Origin of the sequence: Streptosporangium brasiliense (assembly GCF_030811595.1) — a bacterium.
GTDB classification, from domain to species: Bacteria; Actinomycetota; Actinomycetes; order Streptosporangiales; family Streptosporangiaceae; genus Streptosporangium; species Streptosporangium brasiliense.
The window spans coordinates 42,635-63,091 of record NZ_JAUSRB010000002.1; the positions used below are offsets into that span (position 1 = coordinate 42,635).

Annotated in this window: 13 protein-coding genes; 5 read left to right on the forward strand and 8 right to left on the reverse strand. The window is 70.7% G+C overall.

Features of this window, described 5'->3' with window-relative positions:
* Positions 1-6: 6 nt before the first annotated feature.
* Complete coding sequence (locus J2S55_RS08795) at positions 7-2,127, forward strand: SPFH domain-containing protein (RefSeq protein ID WP_306858625.1); 2,121 nt, start codon at positions 7-9, stop codon at positions 2,125-2,127.
* A gap of 8 nt (positions 2,128-2,135) precedes the next feature.
* Positions 2,136-7,316, forward strand: coding sequence for a DNA repair ATPase (locus J2S55_RS08800; protein ID WP_370879610.1), 5,181 nt, complete (start codon positions 2,136-2,138; stop codon positions 7,314-7,316).
* A 138-nt stretch (positions 7,317-7,454) separates the two neighbouring features.
* On the opposite strand, the gene J2S55_RS08805 is transcribed toward J2S55_RS08800, so the two are convergent.
* The 7 genes from J2S55_RS08805 to J2S55_RS08835 all read right to left on the reverse strand — a co-directional run bounded on the left by J2S55_RS08805 (position 7,455) and on the right by J2S55_RS08835 (position 15,504).
* Entirely contained in the window at positions 7,455-9,239 is a 1,785-nt protein-coding gene (locus tag J2S55_RS08805) for a bifunctional metallophosphatase/5'-nucleotidase (protein ID WP_306858627.1), read from the reverse strand.
* A gap of 85 nt (positions 9,240-9,324) precedes the next feature.
* Positions 9,325-10,455, reverse strand: coding sequence for an endonuclease/exonuclease/phosphatase family protein (locus J2S55_RS08810; protein WP_306858628.1), 1,131 nt, complete (start codon positions 10,453-10,455; stop codon positions 9,325-9,327).
* Between the two features lie 87 nt (positions 10,456-10,542).
* Positions 10,543-11,367, reverse strand: coding sequence for a carbohydrate ABC transporter permease (locus J2S55_RS08815; protein WP_306858629.1), 825 nt, complete (start codon positions 11,365-11,367; stop codon positions 10,543-10,545).
* Positions 11,360-12,202, reverse strand: coding sequence for a carbohydrate ABC transporter permease (locus J2S55_RS08820; protein WP_306858630.1), 843 nt, complete (start codon positions 12,200-12,202; stop codon positions 11,360-11,362). The genes J2S55_RS08815 and J2S55_RS08820 overlap by 8 nt, the downstream gene beginning before the upstream one ends.
* 134 nt (positions 12,203-12,336) lie before the next feature.
* Complete coding sequence (locus tag J2S55_RS08825; RefSeq protein ID WP_306858631.1) at positions 12,337-13,596, reverse strand: ABC transporter substrate-binding protein; 1,260 nt, start codon at positions 13,594-13,596, stop codon at positions 12,337-12,339.
* Positions 13,597-13,690: 94 nt separating this feature from the next.
* The gene (locus J2S55_RS08830) at positions 13,691-14,374 is read right to left on the reverse strand and encodes a tyrosine-protein phosphatase (protein ID WP_306858632.1); all 684 of its coding nucleotides are present in this window, start codon (positions 14,372-14,374) and stop codon (positions 13,691-13,693) included.
* Complete coding sequence (locus J2S55_RS08835; RefSeq protein WP_306858633.1) at positions 14,371-15,504, reverse strand: ROK family transcriptional regulator; 1,134 nt, start codon at positions 15,502-15,504, stop codon at positions 14,371-14,373. Before J2S55_RS08835 ends, J2S55_RS08830 begins: the two co-directional genes overlap by 4 nt.
* A 116-nt stretch (positions 15,505-15,620) precedes the next feature.
* Between J2S55_RS08835 and J2S55_RS08840 the strand changes: the two genes are divergently transcribed.
* From J2S55_RS08840 to J2S55_RS08850, 3 genes are all read left to right on the forward strand, one after another.
* Entirely contained in the window at positions 15,621-16,865 is a 1,245-nt protein-coding gene (locus tag J2S55_RS08840; protein ID WP_306858634.1) for a Gfo/Idh/MocA family protein, read from the forward strand.
* Between the two features lie 68 nt (positions 16,866-16,933).
* On the forward strand, positions 16,934-18,565 hold the full coding sequence (locus tag J2S55_RS08845; protein WP_370879770.1) for a beta-N-acetylhexosaminidase: 1,632 nt from the start codon (positions 16,934-16,936) through the stop codon (positions 18,563-18,565).
* On the forward strand, positions 18,486-19,502 hold the full coding sequence (locus tag J2S55_RS08850; RefSeq protein ID WP_306858636.1) for a phosphoribosylaminoimidazolesuccinocarboxamide synthase: 1,017 nt from the start codon (positions 18,486-18,488) through the stop codon (positions 19,500-19,502). Before J2S55_RS08845 ends, J2S55_RS08850 begins: the two co-directional genes overlap by 80 nt.
* A gap of 147 nt (positions 19,503-19,649) precedes the next feature.
* Here the strand turns inward: J2S55_RS08850 and J2S55_RS08855 are convergent, their stop codons facing one another.
* Complete coding sequence (locus tag J2S55_RS08855) at positions 19,650-20,447, reverse strand: PP2C family protein-serine/threonine phosphatase (protein WP_306858637.1); 798 nt, start codon at positions 20,445-20,447, stop codon at positions 19,650-19,652.
* Positions 20,448-20,457 lie beyond the last annotated feature (10 nt).

Here is a 20,457-nt window from a genome sequence, read left to right on the forward strand (position 1 = left end):
GACCACATGGACGTCATATCCACCGGATTCGGCATCCTCCTCGCCGTCATCCTCCTCATCGTCATCGGTCTGCTGTTCGCCGCCGGCCGCCTGTTCAACAAGGTCGAGCAGGGCAAGGCGCTGATCGTCTCCAAAATCAACTCGGTGGACGTCACCTTCACCGGGGCGATCGTGCTGCCCGTGTTCCACAGGTCCGAGATCATGGACATCTCGGTGAAGACCATCGAGATCGAACGGACCGGCCGCGAGGGCCTGATCTGCCGGGACAACATCCGGGCCGACATCCGGATCACCTTCTTCGTCCGGGTCAACAAGACCGCCGAGGACGTCGTCAAGGTCGCCCAGGCCATCGGCACCGCCCGGGCCAGCGACCAGGAGACGCTGCAGGAGCTGTTCAACGCCAAGTTCTCCGAGGCGCTCAAGACCGTCGGCAAGCAGCTCGACTTCGTCGACCTCTACACCCAGCGCGACCACTTCCGCGACCAGATCATCCAGGTCATCGGCACCGACCTGAACGGCTACAGCCTTGAGGACGCGGCCATCGACTACCTGGAGCAGACCTCGCTGCTCTCCCTCGACAAGAACAACATCCTCGACGCGCAAGGCATCAGGAAGATCACCGAGCTGACCGCGATCGAGCACGTGCGGACCAACGAGTTCCAGCGGCACGAGGAGAAGGAGATCACCCGCCAGAACGTGGACGCGCGCGAGGCCATCCTCGAACTGGAGCGCCGCCAGGCCGACGCGGAGGCCAAGCAGCGGCGCGAGGTCGAGACCATGCGCGCCCGCGAGGAGGCGGAGGTCGCCAAGGTGCAGGCCGAGGAGCGGCTCAAGGCGCTGGCCGCCGGTCTGCGCACCGACGAGCAGCTCGGCATCCAGCACGAGAACCAGGCCCGCGAGATCGCCGTGGCGGCGAAGAACCGCGAGCGGGTGATCGCCATCGAGTCCGAGCGGATCGAGAAGGACCGCATGCTGGAGGTGATCTCCCGCGAGCGGGAGACCGAGCTGTCGCGCATCGCCAAGGACAAGGAGCTCGAAGGTGAGAAGCGCTCCATCGCCGAGGTGATCCGGGAGCGGATCGCGGTGGAGAAGACGGTCGCCGAGCAGGAGGAGAACATCAAGCGCCTGCGCGTGGTCGAGGAGGCCGAGCGGACCCGCCAGGCCGTGATCATCCAGGCCGAGGCCGAGGCTCAGGAGAGCCTGGTCAAGGACATCAAGGCGGCCGAGGCGGCCGAGGCGGCGTCCCGGCACAGGGCGCGCGAGGCGCTGGTGCTGGCCGAGTCGCGGCAGCAGGCCGCCGAGCTCGACGCCCGCGCCAAGATCCGCCTGGCCGAGGGCGTGCAGGCCGAGGCGGCCGCGGCCGGCCTGGCCGAGGTTCAGGTGCGCGAGCGGGACGCCGCGGCGATCGAGCAGGTCGGCCGGGCCGAGGCCGCGGTCGAGCGGGAGAAGGCGCTGGCGCTGGCCGAGGGCGAGCAGGCCAGGGCGCTCGCCGCGGCGGTGGGCGTGCGGGAGCGGCTCAAGGCCGAGGCCGAGGGCGAGCAGGCCATGGCCCTCGCGGCCGCCTCGGCCGTCGGCGAGAAGCTCAAGGCCGAGGCGGAGGGCCTGACCCAGAAGGCGGCGGCGATGGCCGCGCTGGACGACGCGACCCGCGCCCACGAGGAGTACCGGCTGCGGCTGGAGGCGGACAAGGAGATCCGTCTCGCCGGGGTGGATGTCCAGCTCAAGGTCGCCGAGGCGCAGGCGGCCGTGCTGTCGGCGGGGCTGGCCAAGGCCAACATCGACATCGTCGGCGGCGACAGCGTGTTCTTCGACCGGCTGATGAGCTCGATCACCATGGGCAAGACCGTGGACGGCTTCGTGCGGCACTCCGACGTCACCCAGGCGCTGGCCGGGCCGTACCTGAACGGCTCGCAGAGCCTGCCCACCGACCTGACCAGGATGCTGGGCTCACTCGGCACCGCCGACGTGCGTGACCTCTCCCTCTCCGCCCTGCTGGTGAAGCTGATCAATTCGGGCGGGGCCGACGCGGACAGGCTGCGTGACCTGCTGGGCGCCGCGCAGGAGACCGCCGCTCCCCCGGTCCCCTCTGACGCCCAGGTCGCCGCCCTCGACTCCGGCACGCGGTGACGGCCCCCGTGACAGAGGCCGTGACAGAGGCCGTGGCTGGGGATGCGGCAGGGGCCGTCGACGCTCCGGACGGCCACGCCGGGCTGGACGCGGGCACCTACGAGGTGCTCCGCGCCCGGCTCGCCGAGCAGGCGGCCGAGCTGGCCCGGCGGGCCGACGCGCTCAACACCCGGCGCATCGAGGTCTTCGGCGGGACCGAGCTCCGGCTCGTCGGCACCGAGCGGATCCGCACCGAGAACAACTGCGTCCCCCGCGACATCGTGGCGCTCGGCGGGGCCACGGGCCCGCGCGAGGGGTCGGGAGACGGGCCGGCGGGCGGGCACGACCACCGGCAGGGGCTCATCCTGTTCGGCTACAACGTGTTCATGGGGCTGAAGCCCGAGACGGCCGTCGGCGACGTCTTCTCCATGCACACGTTCGTGCGGGACACGACGGGATCCGGAGGCGGCCCGGACACCGGCGCGTTCCGGTTCGACCCCGCACCGCTGCCCCGCCATCCGCAGTTCGAGCGGGACTTCGCCGAGCTCTACCGCTACTACCGGGGAACCCGGCTGCTCCGGCTGCGCCGGGTCGAGGACAAGATGCTGGCCGTTTTCCAGACGGGCCCGCAGGACACCCGCGTGCTGCGCTGGCGGGTCGAGACGGACGGTGCGCTCACCTACATCGACGACCGGGGCGAGCGCGACAACGTGTTCCCGCCCTCGCACGACTTCGAGTGGATGCCGGCCACCCGCGACGACCACGTGCTCGGCCGCCACCCGCACATCTCGATCCAGGGCGAGGTGTTCGTCGAGACCGTCGGCGGCGACCTCACCATCAAGATCGAGGACAACACCGAGACCGGTGAGGGCGTCTACCGCGAGCCGGTCGCCGAGCCGCTGCAGAGCCTCGCCGACGCCGACGTGCACCATGCCAGGATCGGCCCGCTGATCCTGCTGCGCATCCGGCCCTACAACGAGACCGAGTGGCGGCACCTGGTCTTCAACACCAGGACCAAGGGCGTGGTCCGCCTCGACGGCATCGGCCAGGCCTGCCGGCGCCTCCCCGAGGACCAGGGGATCGTCTTCCCCGGCGGCTACCACCTGTCCACCGGGGTCGGCAAGACCTTCGACACCGACGTCTCCGGCCTGGAGTTCGAGCGGGTCATCCGCTCGGCCAACGGCGAGGACGTGCTCTACGTCTTCCACGGCGGCGCCGAGGGCCGGTCGCTGCTGCTGCCGTACAACGTGATCCGCAAGCAGGTCTCCACACCCCTGTCCTGCCACGGCTACTCGCTGTTCGACGACGGCACGCTGATCCTGTTCAAGGCGGCCTCCGACGAGCCCTCCCGGGTCCACCCGATGCAGGTCTGGCAGACGCCGTACGTGTCGGACGTCCACGCCGCCGCCCAGCCGGCGGGTACCGGACCGCTGGAGCGGATCGGCAACGCGGAACTGGTGCGCGGGATCTCCGACTGCCTGTCGACGGCTCGGATGGTCGAGGAGATGGCGCCGTCGGCCCCGGTCTTCGAAGCGCTGATCGCGGCCTGCGCCCGGACCTTCGACCACTATCACTGGCTGGGCGAGCACGGGCTGCGCGGACCGCTCGCCGAGGTACGGGCGACCGCCGAGCAGGTGCTGGAGGAGTTCGAGAAGGTCCGGTCGCTCACCGAGCAGGCCGCGGCCGCGCTGGAGGCCGCCGCCGGACAGATCACCTCCCTGGTACGGCGGGCGCACGCGCAGGCGCCCCGTTCCGCCCAGGAATGGATCACCCACCTCGCCGGGCTGCGGCGGGCCCGGGGGCATCTGGTGACCCTGCGCGAGCTGCGTCACGTGGACACCGGCCGGGTCGACGGGCTGGGCGCGGAGCTCGACGCCGAACTCGACGCCGCCGCGCGGCGGGCGGCCGACTTCCTGCGGGGAGAAGACGCGTTCGCGGGCTACCACGCGGAGGTCGAGCGGCTGGTCTCCGACGCCGGGGCCATCGCGACCGTGGCCGAGGCCGAGCCGATCGGCGAGCGGCTGGCCGGGCAGGCGCAGGGCCTGGAGGTCGTGGTCGAGGTGGTCGGCACGCTCGACATCGCCGACGCGACCGCGCGGACCGCGATCCTGGAGCGGGTCGGCGAGGTGCTCGGCGGGCTCAACCGCGCCCGCGCCACGCTGGACGCGCGGCGCGCGGAGCTGCTGGCCGGCGAGGGACGGGCGGCGTTCGCGGCCGAGTTCGCGTTGCTGGGGCAGGCGATCACCGGGGCGCTGGCGACGGCCGACACCCCCGAGCGCTGCGACGGACAGCTCGGCCGACTGATGCTCCAGCTGGAGGGCCTGGAGTCGCGCTTCGCCGAGTTCGACGACTTCCTGGCCCAGCTGGCGGCCAAGCGGGAGGATGTCTACGAGGCGTTCTCCTCGCGGCGGCAGGCGCTGCTGGACGAGCGCGCCCGCAGAGCCGACCGGCTGGCCGAATCCGCCGCCAGGATCCTGACCGGCGTGCGCCGCCGGGCGGCCGGGCTCGGATCGCTCGACGAGGTCAACACCTACTTCGGCTCCGATCCGATGGTCGTCAAGCTGCGCGGCGTGGCCGGGGAGCTGCGCGCGCTGGGCGACCAGGTCCGGGCCGAGGAGCTCGAAGGCCGGGTCAAATCCGCCCGGCAGGAGGCGGGCCGCGCCCTGCGCGACCGGCTCGACCTGTATGCCGACGGCGGCGAGACGATCCGCCTGGGACGGCACCGGTTCGCGGTCAACACCCAGGCGGCCGACCTCACGCTGGTGCCGTACAAGGGCGGGATGGCCTTCGCCGTCACCGGGACCGACTACCGCTCGCCGGTGCGCGACGAGACCTTCGCCGGGACCCTGCCGTTCTGGGACCAGTCGCTGGTCTCGGAGACGGCCGAGGTCTACCGGGGCGAGCACCTGGCCGCCTCCGTCCTGGCCGCCGCCGAGGCAGGCACGCTGAGCGTGGACGGGGCGGCCCTCTCCCTCGACGCGCTGCACGGGGCGGCGGTGGCCGAGGACGGACTGCTGGAGATCGTCCGCCGGGTGGCCGAGACCCGTTACGACGAGGGCTACGAGCGGGGCGTCCACGACCACGACGCCGCCGCGATCCTCGACGCCCTGCTGCGCCTGCGCGCGGGCGCGGGCCTGCTGCGCTATCCCCCGGCGGCGAGGGCCGCGGCCCAGCTCTTCTGGACCTTCGGCGCGGACGAGTCCTCCCGCGCGGCGTGGACCACCCGGGCGGTCTCGCTGGCGCGGGCGCGCACCCTGTTCGGCCGGGTGGACTCGGTGGAGGAGACCCGCGGCGCGCTGGGCTCGGCCGTCTCTGCCTTCATGCGGGACCTCCTCGGCGACGGGACGTGGGGCACGGCGGCCGGAGGCGGCCGGGCCGCGGGTGCGACCACCGGAGGCGGCCGGGCGGCGGGCGCTGCGGCCCGTACCGGCCACTCGCCCGGGGACGAGAACCGGGGCGAGAACGGGGGCCGGGCGAGCGCGGTCGGGCGGGACGACGAAGAGGTCTTCGAACTCGCCGGGGAATACCTCTTCGAGGAGCTGGCCGGCGGACCGCCCGGGTTCGTGACGAGCGCGGGGGCGCGGTCGCTGCTGGAGCGGTTCGATCGGGCGCTGGGGACGTCGCGTCAGGAGTTCGACGACGACCTGCGGGCGCTCGGGGACGACCTCGCCGGGCGGTACCGGCTGGCCGAGGCGTGGCTCGGGGCGTTCGAGCGGTCGGCCGAGCTGCCGGAGGCGGTGGCCGTACGGCTGTGCGAGGTGCCCCGGCACGACTCCTCGGCGGCCCTGACCACCACGGTCGAGGGCCTGCTCGGCACGCATCCGCGGATCACCGAGCGCAGGCTCGGCCTGCGGCTGGACGAGTTCCTCGGCCGGACCCGGCACTTCCGTGAGCACCGCGTCCCCGCCTACCGGGCCTACCAGAGGCGACGCAACGATCTGGTCGCCGCGGAACGGGCGCGTCTGCGCCTGGAGGAGTACCGGCCGAAGGTGATGAGCGCCTTCGTCCGTAACGAACTCCTTGACGAGGTCTACCTCCCGCTCATCGGCGACAACCTGGCCAGGCAGATCGGCGCGGCCGGTGACGCCAGACGGACCGACCAGATGGGCATGCTGCTGCTCATCTCGCCGCCCGGCTACGGCAAGACCACCCTCATGGAGTACGTGGCCAACCGGCTCGGCCTGATGTTCGTGAAGGTCAACGGTCCCGCCCTGGGGCATCTGGTCACCTCGGTCGACCCGGAGCGGGCGCCCGACGCGGCGGCCCGCCAGGAGGTCGAGAAGATCTCGTTCGCCCTGGAGATGGGCAACAACGTCCTGCTCTACCTCGACGACATCCAGCACACCTCCCCCGAGCTGCTGCAGAAGTTCGTCTCGCTGTGCGACGGCCAGCGGCGGATGGAGGGCGTCTGGGACGGCGAGGCCCGCACCTACGACCTGCGCGGCAAGCGCTTCGCGGTCTGCATGGCGGGCAACCCGTACACCGAGTCCGGTCAACGCTTCCGCGTCCCCGACATGCTCGCCAACCGCGCCGACGTGTGGAACCTCGGTGAGGTGCTGTCCGGCAGGGAGGAGCTGTTCGCGCTGAGCTACATCGACAACGCGCTGACCTCCAACCCCGTCCTCGCACCGCTGTCCACCCGGGATCGGGGCGACATCCGCCTGCTGGTACGGCTGGCGCAGGGCGACCCGTCCGTCCGGGCCGACCGGCTGTCCCATCCGTACTCCTCCGTGGAGCTCGGCGAGGTGCTCTCGGTCCTGCGCGGGCTGCTGCGCCTCCAGCGGGTCGTGCTGGCCGGCAACCGGGCCTACATCGCCTCGGCCGCCCAGTCCGACGCGTCCAGGACCGAACCGCCGTTCCTGCTGCAGGGGTCCTACCGGAACATGAACAAGCTCGCCGCCAGGGTCGTCCCGGTCATGAACGACGCCGAACTGGAGGCGGTGATCGACGACCATTACCTCGGCGAGGCCCGGACCCTCACCTCCGGCGCCGAGGCCAACCTGCTCAAGCTGGCCGAGCTGCGGGGCACCATGACGGCCGAGCAGGCCGGCCGGTGGGCCGAGGTGAAGGCGGCCTACCTGCGCGAGCGGGCACTCGGCGGCGCCGGGGACGACCCGGTGGCCAGGGCGGTCGGCGCGGTCGGCCTGCTGGCCGACCGGGTGAGCACGGCCATCGAGCAGGCCGCCGACCGGCTGGCCCCCGAGCGGTGAATCCGGCTGCCCGGGTACGGGAGCCGGCCCCGTACCCGGGCAGTGACCGGCACCTGTCACATGGCCGGTGTCCTCCGATCGGACCGGCCGCCCGGGAACGAGGATTCCCAGGCCGACCCGGGAATCCTCGTGGCGGCCTCAGTGGAGGGCGGTGGCGCGGTCGAGGGCCGGTGGCGTCACCGTCTCGTGGCCGGCGAGATAGGTGCGGAAGGCCTCGTAGTCGCGGCTGCCGCGCACGGCGTCGGTGTAGCCGGTGAACGCGGTGTAGCCGTCGGCGCCGATCAGGGTGTAGGCCAGGGCGGCGAGCCGGTAGGTCCGGTCGGTCTGCAGCGGCCGGCCGTTGATCAGCACGTCCGCGGGGTCGACCCGCTCGCCGATCGGCCGGGTGGCGTCGTAGGAGTAGCGGACGTTGTCCGAGACGGCCAGCGGGGCGAAGCGTGTGGAGCCGTTGGGCTGGGCCTGCCACTGCTGTTCCAGCGCCTGGTCGAGCTGGGTGCCGGTGACCGACACGGTGAGCACGGGGTTGGCGTAGCCGAAGGCCGCCCAGGCCTCGCCGAACAGCACGGTGCCGTCGCGGTCGGCGGGGTCGGCGCCCTTGGCGTGGCGCAGGTCGCCGCGGAGGGAGGCCGAGCCCTTGGCCGGTGCGACGGCGACCATCGCCAGGTCGGCGCCGCCGCCGGGGGTGCGCCGGGAGTCGGCGTACTGGGCGTCGGCGGCGAGGTTGCCCAGGGCGCTCTCGCCGTCGGCGTCGCGGACCCGGGTGATGTCGGCGCTGATCGTGGCGACCGGCCGGGCGTAGGTCTGCGCGCCGCGGCTCTTCCAGTGGTCGACCAGCTTGACCATCTCGGGGTCGGGGGTGACGTCCCGGGTGACGGGGTGGTTGACCGAGGTGGTGGCCGAGCGGATGACCTCCCCGGTGCGCGGGTCGAGCTTCAGGTTGATCTCGTTGATCAGCCGTCCGTGGTTGGCCGCCTCGACCACCGGGCGGGGGTTGCCGTCCGGGTCGGGCAGCGAGCAGTTGAACAGGGCGTGCCAGTGCCCGGTGACGATCGCGTCGATGTCGGGGGAGGCGGCCTTGGCGAAGTCGAAGACCGGTCCGGTGGGGTTGGTGGTGCACCGGTCGTAGACGTCGCCGGCGGTGCCGCCTTCGTGGATGTTGGCCACGATCGCTTTCACGCCCCGGCGGCGTAGTTCGGCGGCGTAGCGGTTGGCGGTCTGCACCAGGGCGAGGTTGTCCAGTTGCGGCTGGTAGGAGGTCGAGCCGGTGACGGTGGTGGGGGTGGTCAGGTTGATGAAGCCGACCGGGATCTGCCGGTGGCCGGCGGTGACGTGTTTGATGACGTAGGGCTGCAGGAGCGGCCGGTCGGAGCCCTTGCGGGTGATGTTGGCGGTGGAGATGGCGAAGTCGGCGCCGTGGAAGCGGCGGCCGCTGGAGTCGGTGAAGCAGCTGTCGAGGTCGATCTGGCCGAAGCAGTGGCCCTTGCCCATGTGGTCGCGCAGGAACTCCAGGGAGATGTCGAGTTCGTGGTTGCCGACCGTGGTGAAGTCCACGCCGATCCGGTTGAGGAACTCGATGGTGGGTTCGTCGGCGTGGTAGGCGACCTCGGTGGGCCAGCCGCTGAAGTTGTCGCCGGTGGAGAAGGTGATGGAGTTGCGGTGGCCGGCTCTGAGGTTGTTCAGGTGGGTGGCGACGTAGGCGGCGCCGCCGACCACGATGCTGTTGCCCTGGGCGTCCTTGACGGTGCCGTTGGCCGCGTCGTTCAGCGGTTGCAGGTAGCCGTGGAAGTCGGTGATGGACAACAGCTGGACGTCCACGGGATCTTCGCGCGGCTGGGCCTGTGCCATGCCCGGCTGGGCCGCGACGAGTGCCGTCAGGGCAAGGCACGCTGCCGTTGCGATCCTGCGACGGAGGGGGGTGCGCACATGTTCTCCTCTGTTGGGGGTTGCGTCAGCCTGTCGGGGATGCGCTCGTGTCGGAGGTCGCGTCAGCCTGTCGGGAAGGCGCTCGTCAGCTCAGTGGCGGGAGCGGCTGCCAGGTCAGCTGGGCGTCGTAACGTCGGTGGTCGGAGAGCAGACCGGAGGAACTGTCGCCAGGGGTGCGGTACATGGTCGTCGCCTGGCCCGTGGGGGTGTGCCAGTACTCGGTCTGGTACACGACGTGGTCGAGTTTCACGGGGGTGTAGTCGAGCCGGCAGGAGACGTCGACCGGCGGCAGGGCGTCCGTGGGAACACCGGGGACACTGCAGAAGGTCCACGGGTCGGTGGCCGCCCCCGCCTCCCGGTAGTGGAACTTCAGGGGAACCGTTCCGGGCAGCTGGAAGTCGGAGAAACCGAAGTAGCGGCGGCCGGGGGTGACCTGGGCGGCACGCTGCTGGACCTCCGGGTAGGAGGTGAAGGCGACCTCGTCCAGCCGCTGGTTCAGATCTCCCGCGACCAGCAGGGGCGCGTAGCGCCCGTTGGCGTCCGGGATCATCATGTTCTCCTCGAGCCGGGCGCGGATCACGCTCGCCTGGCAGTGCCGGATGTCCTCCCCTGGCCAGGTCGCGGTCTTCGGCAGGCAGAACGAGCTCCAGCCGCCCACCATCCTGGCCGGGTCCACGACTCCGCCGACGGGATCCAGATGCGTGACGCAGACCTGGGAGTACTGGTTGCGCGCCGGTGAGGCTTCGACCGGCAGCCAGGTCTTGACGCAGAGCATCTTGTACTCGGCGCCGTCGCCGCGGATGAAACCCGGCAGGTCCCACAGCTTCCGGTCGCTCGCGTTCAGGCGGGTCAGGATGGCCGAACCGACCGCCAGGTGGCAGGTGCCCGCGGCGTAGCAGGGTTCACTTGTCCCCTTGAGGCCCAGGCAGCGGGTGTACTTCAGGCTGTCGGCCTCGGCGTGGAAGTCCCACCCGGTTATCTGCCAGCCGTTGCCGTCGGCGGGTTTCAACATGTTCCGCAGGGCTTCGTACTGGTCGCGGCAGATCTCGTTGAGTGTGATCACATCGGGCCGGACCTGCCGCGCGGTGGTGGCGATCGCGTTGACGGCAGGGGTCTTCGTGCCCTTCCACCACTCTCCGCCGGCCAGGTTGAACTGCATGATCTTCGGTCTGACGGCCACGGCGGCCTGAGCCGGTGCGGGTTGTACGGCCAGCACCGATAAGAGGGAAATAACAATGAATGTGATGAATTGGGGGGTTTTTGACATCACACATCGCCCTTGGGGGAGGAGGGGGACCGATGATCAGGATTTGCCGCCGGTGTTGGCGATGCCTTCGATGACCTGTTTCTGCAGGATCGCGAAGATGACGATCACCGGGGCGGTGGCCATCAGCGAACCCGCCATGAGCGCGGGGTACTCGATGTTGTGCTGGCCGCTGAGCGCCGCCAGGCCTGCGGAGAGGGTCATCATCTCGGGGTCGGTGTTGACGATGAGCGGCCACATGAGGTCGTTCCACGACCACAGCAGGGTGAGCACGGCGAGCGCGATCAGCCCCGGCCTGCTCAGCGGCAGCAGGATGCGCCAGTACCTCTGAAGCGGCCCGCACCCGTCCAGCTCGGCCGCCTCGTCCAGCTCCCGGGGCAGGCCGACGAAGAATTGGCGGAGCAGGAATGTGCCGAAGGCACTGAACATGCCCGGCACGATCAGAGCCTGGATCGTGTTGAGCCAGCCCAGCTGCTGCATGATGAGGAACTGGGGGATGACGAACAGCTGCGACGGCACCATCAGCACCACGAGGAACAGCCCGAAGAAGAACCGGCGTCCGGGAAACTCCAGCCGGGCGAAGGCGAAGGCCGCCAGCGAGCAGAAGATCAGCTGGGCGATGGTGCGCCCGCCCGCCATCAGCACGGTGTTGACGAACTGGCGGCCGAGCGGCATCACCTCGAAGACACGGGCGTAGCCTGACCAGTCCCACGGGGACGGCAGCACCACCGGCGGGATGCGGACCGAGTCCTGGAAGGACTTGACCGAGGTCAGGGCCTGCCAGACGAAGGGGCCGACGACGAGGAGCGCACCCACGAGGAGGACGGCGTAGGAGGCGGCCAGCGCCCACCGGCGGCTATACATAGTGCACCCACCTGCGCTGGATCCGGAACTGCACCGCGGTCAGCAGCGCGATCACGACGAAGAGCACGAAGGCTATGGCCGCGCCGTACCCCGGGTCGTTCCGCACGAAGGACGTGGAGTAGAAGAGATGCACGATCGTCTGGGTGGCCGGCAGCGCCGGGCTGCCCGCCGGCATCATCAGATAGACCAGGTCGAACATCTGCAGCGTGCCGATCACCGAGATGACCGAGACGAAGAAGATGGTCGGGCTGAGCATCGGCACGGTGATGGAGACGAACTGGCGGACCGGGCCGGCCCCGTCGATGGCGGAGGCCTCGTAGAGTTGTTTCGGCACGTTCTGCAGCCCGGCCATCAGGATCACGAGGTTGTAGCCGAAGGCCATCCACACACCGATCGCGGCTAGTGCGTAGATCGCGGTGCGGGGATCGGACACCCACGAGGGGCCGTCGACGCCGACCAGGGCCAGTAGCTGGTTCAGCACGCCGAAGTCGCCGTTGTACAGATACTGCCAGAGCATCGCGACCGCGCTCGGCATGGTGACCACCGGCAGGAAGTACACCGTGCGGAAGATCCCGCGGCCGCGCAGCCGGCGCTGGTTCAGCAGCGCCGCGAACACGATGGCGACGGGGACGCCCAGGAGCACCAGAGCGGTGTAGGCGATGCTGTTGCGCAGGGCGGTCCAGACCTCCTCGTCCGCGAGGAGGCGTTCGTAGTTGGCCAGGCCCGTCCACTCGCTGCCGCCGAACGGCCCCCACTCGGTGAACCCGAAGTAGAACGTCTGCGCGATGGGCCACAGGTAGAAGACCGCGAGCCCCAGCCCCAGAGGGGCGATCATGAGCAGACCCCAGAGGGCTTCGCTGCGGCGGCGTCCGCTGAACGCGCGCCACCCCGAGGGGCCCTCCGAGCCGGGAGCAGGGCCCTCCAGGCTTGGAGCGGCCTCGGCGGAAGCGTGCGCCGTCATCGACGAGGTCACTTTTCCTGGGCGAGCGAGGCGTTCATCTTCGCCGCGAGGTCCTTGGCGGCCTCCTCGATGCCGACCTCACCGGTCCAGGCCTTGGACAGGTACTTCGGCTCCTCGTCCATCCATCCGGCGGTGTTCTTGGAGCTGGGATAGGGGACGGAGACCGCGAGCTGGTCGATGAAGATTTTCAGGTGGAACTGCGGAGCCGAGTCGATCCACGCCTGCTGGGTTCCGGCGTAGGCGGGGATGACCGCACCGGAGCGGCCGATGATGTCGGCGGCGTCCTTGGAGCCGAGGAAGCGGACGAACTTCCATGCGGCGTCCGCGTGCTCCGACTTGGCGAAGACCACGTTGGCGCCGCCGTGGGTGACGACCGCCCGTTTCCTGCCGGCGGGCAGCGGGGCCACGTCGATCGTGTCCTTGGTGGCGGTGTTCTTGTTGAACCGGGTCGCGTACCAGCTGCCCGAGTAGTACATCGCGACCTTGCCCGACTCGAACATCTCGACCGGCTTGCTGTCGGTCATCTGCTGCTGCGTGGGGGACAGGCCGTCCTTGATGAGGTCGGTCCAGAACTTCAGCCCCTCGATGGTGGCGGGCTGGTCGTAGCCGGATGTGGTGCCGTCCGGGGAGAGGGCGTAGCCGCCGGCCTGGGCGATGGTGTTGTAGAAGGTGGCCTGGTTGTTGAGCTCCGCCGCGATCCCCTGGACGCTCTTGTCCGCCTTCGTCAGTTTCTTCGCCGCGGCCCGCAGGTCGTCCCAGGTCCACGACTCGTCCGGGTATTTCAGACCGGCCGCGTCGAACAGCTTCTTGTTGTACCAGAGGCCGATCGTGTCGAAGTCCTTGGGAAGGCCGTAGGACTTGCCCTCATAGGTGTAGAGGTCCACCAGAGACTTCGGGAAGACCGACATGTCCACCTTTTCGGCGGCGATCCTGTCCGCCAGCGGGAGCAGCATGCCGTTGGAGGCGTAGAGCTTGAAGTTGGGGCCGTTCATCCAGAAGACATCGGGCGCCGCGCCGCCGGTCGCCGCGGCCTTGAGCTTGGCCCAGTACTCGTCCCAGCCCGTGACCTGGATCTTGACCTTGACATCGGGGTTGCGCTTGCTGAACTCGGCCGCCGCCTGCTCCAGGGCCGGTTGCTGCTCGAGGTCCCAGATGCCGTAGGAGATCTCGACGGGGCCGCCACCGTCCGTGCCGCCGCCACCACAACCGCTGAGCATGGTGGTGGCGACCACTGCGCCGGTGATCAGGCACGACAGACGTCGGGCCATGGGAACCTCCAGGGGGGTGCACGCAAGTATCCGCCACGAGGCGGCAATGCCATACTTTCGATGGTCTACATCGCAAGTATGGAGATGACGGTCTTCACGTCAATAGGTCCGCACAAATACGTCCTTTAAGAGCGCGCCCCTCGGCCTCCCGCATCCCGTGGCCGAGAAGGTACGGCAGCGCGCCGCCGTACCGGCTGTCCAGGTGCTCCAGCGTGGCCAGCATCGTCTCCGGCCGGGTCTGCTCGAAGTGCGCGCGGGCCGTGTCGTCCGCGTCCTCCTCAAGCCCGAGATGGGCCGCGGTGAGCGCGTAGTCCTCGGCGACGAGCGTGCGGGACACCCCGGCGACCCTGAGGGCGAGAGCCGTGACGAGGCCCGTGCGATCCCGTCCGGAGTGGCAGTGAACGACCACCCCGCCCGGCGGGGCCTGGGCGATTGCCGCCACGGCCGAGGTGACGTACGCGGCGAAGTCGTCGAGGATCACCCGGTAGATCTCGGCGAGGTCGGCGCCCATGCCGGCGAGGAGGATGTCCCGCGGGCCGAGCACCGACACGTTGCGGTACACGGGAGAACGGGCGAACGGGCTGGGCAGCCGCTCGCACTCGGCGGGCAGACGCAGGTCGATCACCCGGCTGACGCCGTAGGCCAGCAGCGCCCGCCGGCCCTCCGCCGTGAGTCGTTCGTGGCCCTCCGACCGGATCAGCGCGCGGTCCCGGATTCCCGGCAGGTCTCCGAGGTCACGGGCGTTGCGGCAGCCGGGCCACGGCAGCGGCCGCCTCACGTGACCGCCCTCGGCGCGCTGAGCGCGAGCAGGGGGTCGTCGGCCGAGAGCAGGAGCCGGTTCACGTGGTCGATGGCCAGGCAGGCGGCTCCCAGCACCACCGAGTCCTCACCGAGGCTCGACAGCCGGATCTCGGGCATGCGCAGGCACAACGGCTCCAGTGCCCGGCGCAGCGGCTGCAGCAGCACGTCACCCGAGCGGGAGAAACCACCGCCCAGGACGACCAGTTCGGGGTCCAGGGTGAGGATCAGGGCCGCCGCCCCGATCGCGAGGTCGGCCACATATCGCCCGACCGCGTCGAGGGCCGCGGGATCGCCCGCGCGTGCCGCCTCGAACACCAGGCCCGCGATCTGGTCCGGCGGATGCCCCGCGAACCCGGGACATCGTTCGAGGTGTTCCGCCATGTGGATCCAGCGCACCGCGTCCAGCAGCCCGACCTCGCCCGACGCGCCGCTGAAGCCCCGGTGGAGTTTGCCGTCGACGATCATCGCCGCGCCGGGCCTGCGCCCCGCGTGCAGGTAGACGAGGTCGCGTACCTCGCGCGCCACCCCGAGCCGCTGCTCGGCGAGGGCGGCGAGCTTGCTGTCGTTGGCGACGAGCACCGGCTGCCCGAACGTCCTGCCCAGATGCCCGGGGAGGTCCACCCCCGCCCAGTCGGGGATCGCGTAGACCGTGGTCACCCGGCCCTCCAGATCCACCACGCCGACGGTGCCGGCCGTGATCGCCCAGATGTCCGCCACCGGCACGTTCGACATGGCCAGGCACGCCGCTATGGCCCGGTCCACGGCGTCCAGCCGTTCCTGTCTGGGCGTCTCCGCCCCCACGGCCGTGCGCCCGCCGGCGATCACCTCGCCGTTCAGGTCCGTGATGGCCGCGCGCACCTTGTCGACGCCGATGTCCAGACCGAGCACGTATCCGGCGTCCGAGCGGAACCGGTACCTGCGCGCTGGCCGGCCCATGGCACCGGAGGCGGGGGGCACCTCCGCCACCCACCCCCGGTCCATCAGGTCCGCCATCACCTCGTTGATCGAGGCCCGGGACAGGCCGGTGCGCCGCGCGAGCTCGGCGAGCGTGAGCGGCGGCGAACCGCGTAACGCGTGCAGGCTGGCGAGCGAATTCAGCTGGCGCAACCTCTGGAGGTCACCCCCGACACCTTCCATGGCATCCCCTCTTGACTCTTTCGTCGTGCCGCGACTAATGATGTACTCCATTATTAATCACCTGGCTTGCCGGAGATACGAGATTAATGACTGTGAGTCTTGCCGTGCTCGGCGCGGGGATGCGGGGATTCATCTACGCCAGGGAAGCGGTGCGGACCGGACGCGGACGGATCGTGGCCGTCGCCGAGCCCGACCGGGGGCGCAGGGAGAGGTTCGCCGCCGAGTTCGGCCTCTCCCCCGCCGGAACCTTCCATGACTGGGCGGAGATGGCCGCAGCCGGCAAGGTCGCCGACGCCGTCGTGATCGCGACCCAGGACCACCTGCACGTCGACCCCGCGGTGGCCTTCGCGGAGCTGGGCTACCACATCCTGCTGGAGAAACCGATGGCGCCGGTGGAAGCCGACGCCCGGCGGATCGTCGCGGCGGTCCAACGCCATTCGGTCATCCTCGCCGTAGGACATGTCCTGCGCTACACGCCCTACACCCTGGCGCTGAAGGCCGTGATCGACCAGGGCAGGCTCGGCGACCTGGCGAGTGTCCAGCATCTCGAACCGGTCGGCTGGTGGCACCAGGCGCATTCGTTCGTGCGCGGGAACTGGCGGCGGGCCGACACCTCGGGACCCATGCTGCTGACCAAGTCCTGTCATGACATCGACTGGCTGCTGCACGTGATCGGCCTGCGGCCGGTCCGAGTGTCCTCCTTCGGCGGCCTGCTCCACTTCCGGCCGGAGAACCGCCCGGCCGGCGCGGGCGAGCGGTGCACCGGCTGTGCCGTCGAGGCCGACTGCCCCTACTCGGCCACCCGCTTCTACCTGGGCTGCCTGGGCGATCCGAAGACCGAGTTCTGGCCCCTCGGCGCCGTCACCGCCGAGCCGACGGCCGAGGCCGTCCTCCACGCGCTGGAGACCGGTCCCTACGGCCGGTGCGTCTACGACTGCGACAACGACGTGGTGGATCAGCAGGTGGTGTCGATGGAGTTCGAGGGCGGAGTCACCGCGTCGTTCACCATGACCGCGTTCACCCCGCTGGAGCACCGCAGAACCCGGCTGTTCGGCACGCACGGCTATCTCGAGGGAGACGGCACGACACTGCGGATCGTGGACTTCCGCACGGGCGAGGAGGAGCTGATCGACACGCGGAGCGGGGCGGGGGCGTCGGCGGCGGACGGCCACGGAGGAGGAGACGCGGGCCTGACGGCGGCCTTCCTCGACGCCGTGGCCGCGGGAGACCAGACACTGCTCGGATGTGACCCGCATGAGGCACTCGCGGGCCATCTGCTCGTCTGGGCGGCGGAGCGCGCTCGCGAGACCGGGACGGTGCAGACCCTGTGAACTCCGCGTCCGACTTCGAGAGCCCGGCCGAGAGCCCGGCCGGGAATCCGGTGGGCGGCGCCGACACCGTGATCCCCCGGCCGACCCTGATCGCCCCGGCCGAAGGCTGTTTCGTCCTCGGCCATGACACCGCCATCGCCTCCGACCCGGCATTCGAGCATGTGGGCCACTGGCTGCGAGGCGCGCTCGGTCCGGCGACGCGGTTCGCGCTGCCGTCCGGTCCACCCGGCCCCGGAACGATCCAGCTCGTCCACGCGGCGGATCTGGCCGGAGACGCCTACCGCCTCCAGGTCACCTCCGCCACCGTCCGGATCGAGGCGGGCGATCCCGCGGGGGCCTTCTACGGCGCGCAGACCCTGCGCCAGATGCTCCCCGCCGACGCCTTCCGCGCCGGAGCGGTCGGGCGCGGCCCGTGGTCCGTGCCCGCCGTGACCGTCGAGGACGCGCCCCGCTTCGCCTGGCGCGGGGTGCTGATCGACGTCGCGAGGAGGTTCCTCCCCAAGAATGATCTGCTGCGCTACATCGACCTGCTGGCGACGCACAAGCTGAACGTGTTGCACCTGCACCTCACCGACGACCAGGGCTGGCGGCTGGAGATCAAGCGCTTCCCCCGGCTCACCGAGGTCGGCGCGTGGCGCCGCGAGTCGACCGTGGGCGCAGTGGTCCACGGGCAGTACGACGGGCGGCCGCACGGCGGTTACTACACCCAGGACGACATCCGGGAGATCGTCGCCTACGCCGCCGACCGGTTCATCACGGTGGTGCCCGAGATCGACCTGCCCGGTCACACCCAGGCCGCCATCGCCGCCTACCCCGAACTCGGCAACCTCGACGAGCCCCTGCCCGTCGGCACCACCTGGGGTGTGGTGGAGAACGTCCTCAACGTCGAGGACCGCACCATCGCCTTCTTCAAGGCGGTCTTCGACGAGGTGCTGGAGCTCTTCCCCGGCGACTACGTCTGCGTGGGCGGCGACGAGGTCCCGAAGGCGCAGTGGCGCGACAGTCCGGCGGCGAAGGGGCGGATGCGCGAACTCGGGCTGCGGGACGAGGACGAGCTGCAGAGCTGGTTCGTCCACCAGTTCACCGAGTATCTCATCGCCCGCGGGCGCAAGCCGTACGCCTGGGACGAGATCCTGGAAGGCGGCCTGCCGCGCGGCACGACCGTGGCGTCGTGGCGGGGAACCTTCGGGGCCGTCACCGCCGCCAGGCTCGGGCACGACGTGGTGACCTGCCCGTTCACCGATCTCTACCTCGACTTCCGGCAGTCCGGCGATCCGGCGGAGCCGGTGCCCATCGGCAACGTCATCAGCCTTGAGGCCGTCTACGGGTTCGAGCCCGTGCCGCCTGAACTCACCGGGGAGGAGTCACGGCGCGTCCTCGGCGCCCAGGCGAACATCTGGACCGAGCACATCGACTCCCCACGGCATCTCGACTACATGGCCTTCCCGCGACTGGCGGCCTTCGCCGAGGTCGTGTGGGGGCCACGACGGCGCGACTTCACCGACTTCCGCAGGCGCCTGCGTTCCCACGAGCGCCGGCTGGAGGCGCTCGGCGTGGAGTTCAGGCCCGAGCACGGGCCTCACCCGTGGCAGACCCGGCCCGACGCGGCCGGTCTGCCTCATGACCACGCGGAGGTCGACGCGCAGGTCCGGCGGTGGACCGCGAACATCGTCGCCCACTACGGCCGGCCGGAAGTCTGACCGGCCGGCGGCTCCGCGGCCTCCTTTCCGGTATCGCCAGGCGGCCGATTACTCTGTTACCGCCTGGTGTACCAGCACGAGATCGCGCGAGAGCAGGGAAAACACAGTGAAGCTTCTCCACTCCGGGAAGGTCCGCGACGTATACGAGGACCGGGGGGACATCATCCTCGTGGCCTCCGACCGCGTGTCGGTCTACGACGTGATCCTGCCCACGCCCATCCCCGACAAGGGGAAGATCCTCACGCAGCTCTCCCTGTGGTGGTTCGAGCAGCTCGCCGACATCGTGCCCAACCACGTCATCTCCGCCACCGACGTGCCCGCCGAGTTCGAGGGCCGCGCCGTACGGTGCCGGAAGCTGAGGATGGTGCCGGTCGAGTGCATCGCGCGCGGTTACCTGACCGGCGGCGGGCTTGCGGAGTACAGGACACAGGGGGCGGTCTCGGGTGTGCCGCTGCCGCCCGGCCTGGTGGACGGCGACAGGCTCCCCGAGCCGATCTTCACCCCGACCACCAAGGCCCCGCTCGGCCAGCACGACGAGTCCATCGCCTTCGACCAGGTGGTCGCGCAGGAGGGCGCGGAGGTCGCCGCGGAGCTGCGCCGGATCACGCTCGCGGTCTACGGGCGCGGCGCGGAGCTGGCGCGCGAGCGCGGCGTCATCATCGCCGACACCAAGATCGAGCTGGGCTGGGCCGCCGACGGCACGCTCGTGCTCGGTGACGAGGTGCTGACCTCCGACTCCTCGCGGTTCTGGCCCGCCGACCGGTGGGAGCCCGGCCACCCGCAGTTCTCCTTCGACAAGCAGTACGTCCGCGACTGGGCGACCGGCACGGGCTGGGACAAGAAGGAGCCCGCGCCGGAGGTGCCCGCCGAGGTCGTGGAGGCCACCCGGGCCCGCTACGTCGAGGCGTACGAGCGCATCACCGGCAAGACCTGGTAGACCTCCCGTCCGGGCCGGAGACCCCGCGCGGGGCCGGCTCCCGCCCGGCGCGGGTGCCGGCCCCGCGCGTGACGGGCTCCGGGACGCCGGCGCGCCGGTCCGCCGCGACGGGCTCCGGGATACCGGGCCGCGACGGGCTCCGGGACGTCAGTGCGCCAGTCTCCGCTCGGCCGCGGCGCCCACGACGGACCGCTCGGCGGAGACCGGGTGGGCGCCGAAGTCGGCCACGATGCAGGTGATGTTGTCGGGACCGCCGCCCCGGTTCGCCAGGTCGATGAGCCAGCGCGCCGCCTCGGCCGGGTCGTCGATCTCGGTCAGCGTGTTGAAGAGGGTCTCCGGACCGACCACGCCGGTCAGGCCGTCGGAGCAGAGCAGGTAGCGGTCGTCGGGCTGGGCCTCGCGCAGCGACAGGTCCAGCTCACCGTCACCGGTGCCCTCCAGGACCCGCAGCACCATGGACCGGCGCGGGTGCTCGGCGGCCTGCTCCGGGGTGATCCGGCCCTCGTCCACCAGCGACTGGACCAGGGTGTGGTCGTGGGTGATCTGGTAGAGGGCGCCGTCGCGCAGCATGTAGGCGCGGGAGTCGCCGACGTGGGCGAGGGCGAAGGTGGCGCCGTCCCAGAGCATGGCGGTCAGGGTGGTGCCCATCCCCCGCAGCGTGGGGTCCTGCTCGCTCATGTCGTGCAGGGTGTGGTTGACGTCTCTGGCCGCGTCCTTCAGCGCGGCGGTCAGGTCGACACCGCTGTCGGGAAGACGCTCGTCCAGCGCCACCATGGCTGTCACGGCGAGTGAGCTGGCGACCTCTCCACCCGCGTGGCCGCCCATGCCGTCGGCTATGGCGAGCAGGCGCGCGCTCGCGTAGCCCGAGTCCTCGTTCGCCTCACGGCGGACGCCTACGTCGGAGCGGGCCGCGTAGCGCAGTGCCAATCCTTCGTTCAGTGCCATGAAGGCAGTA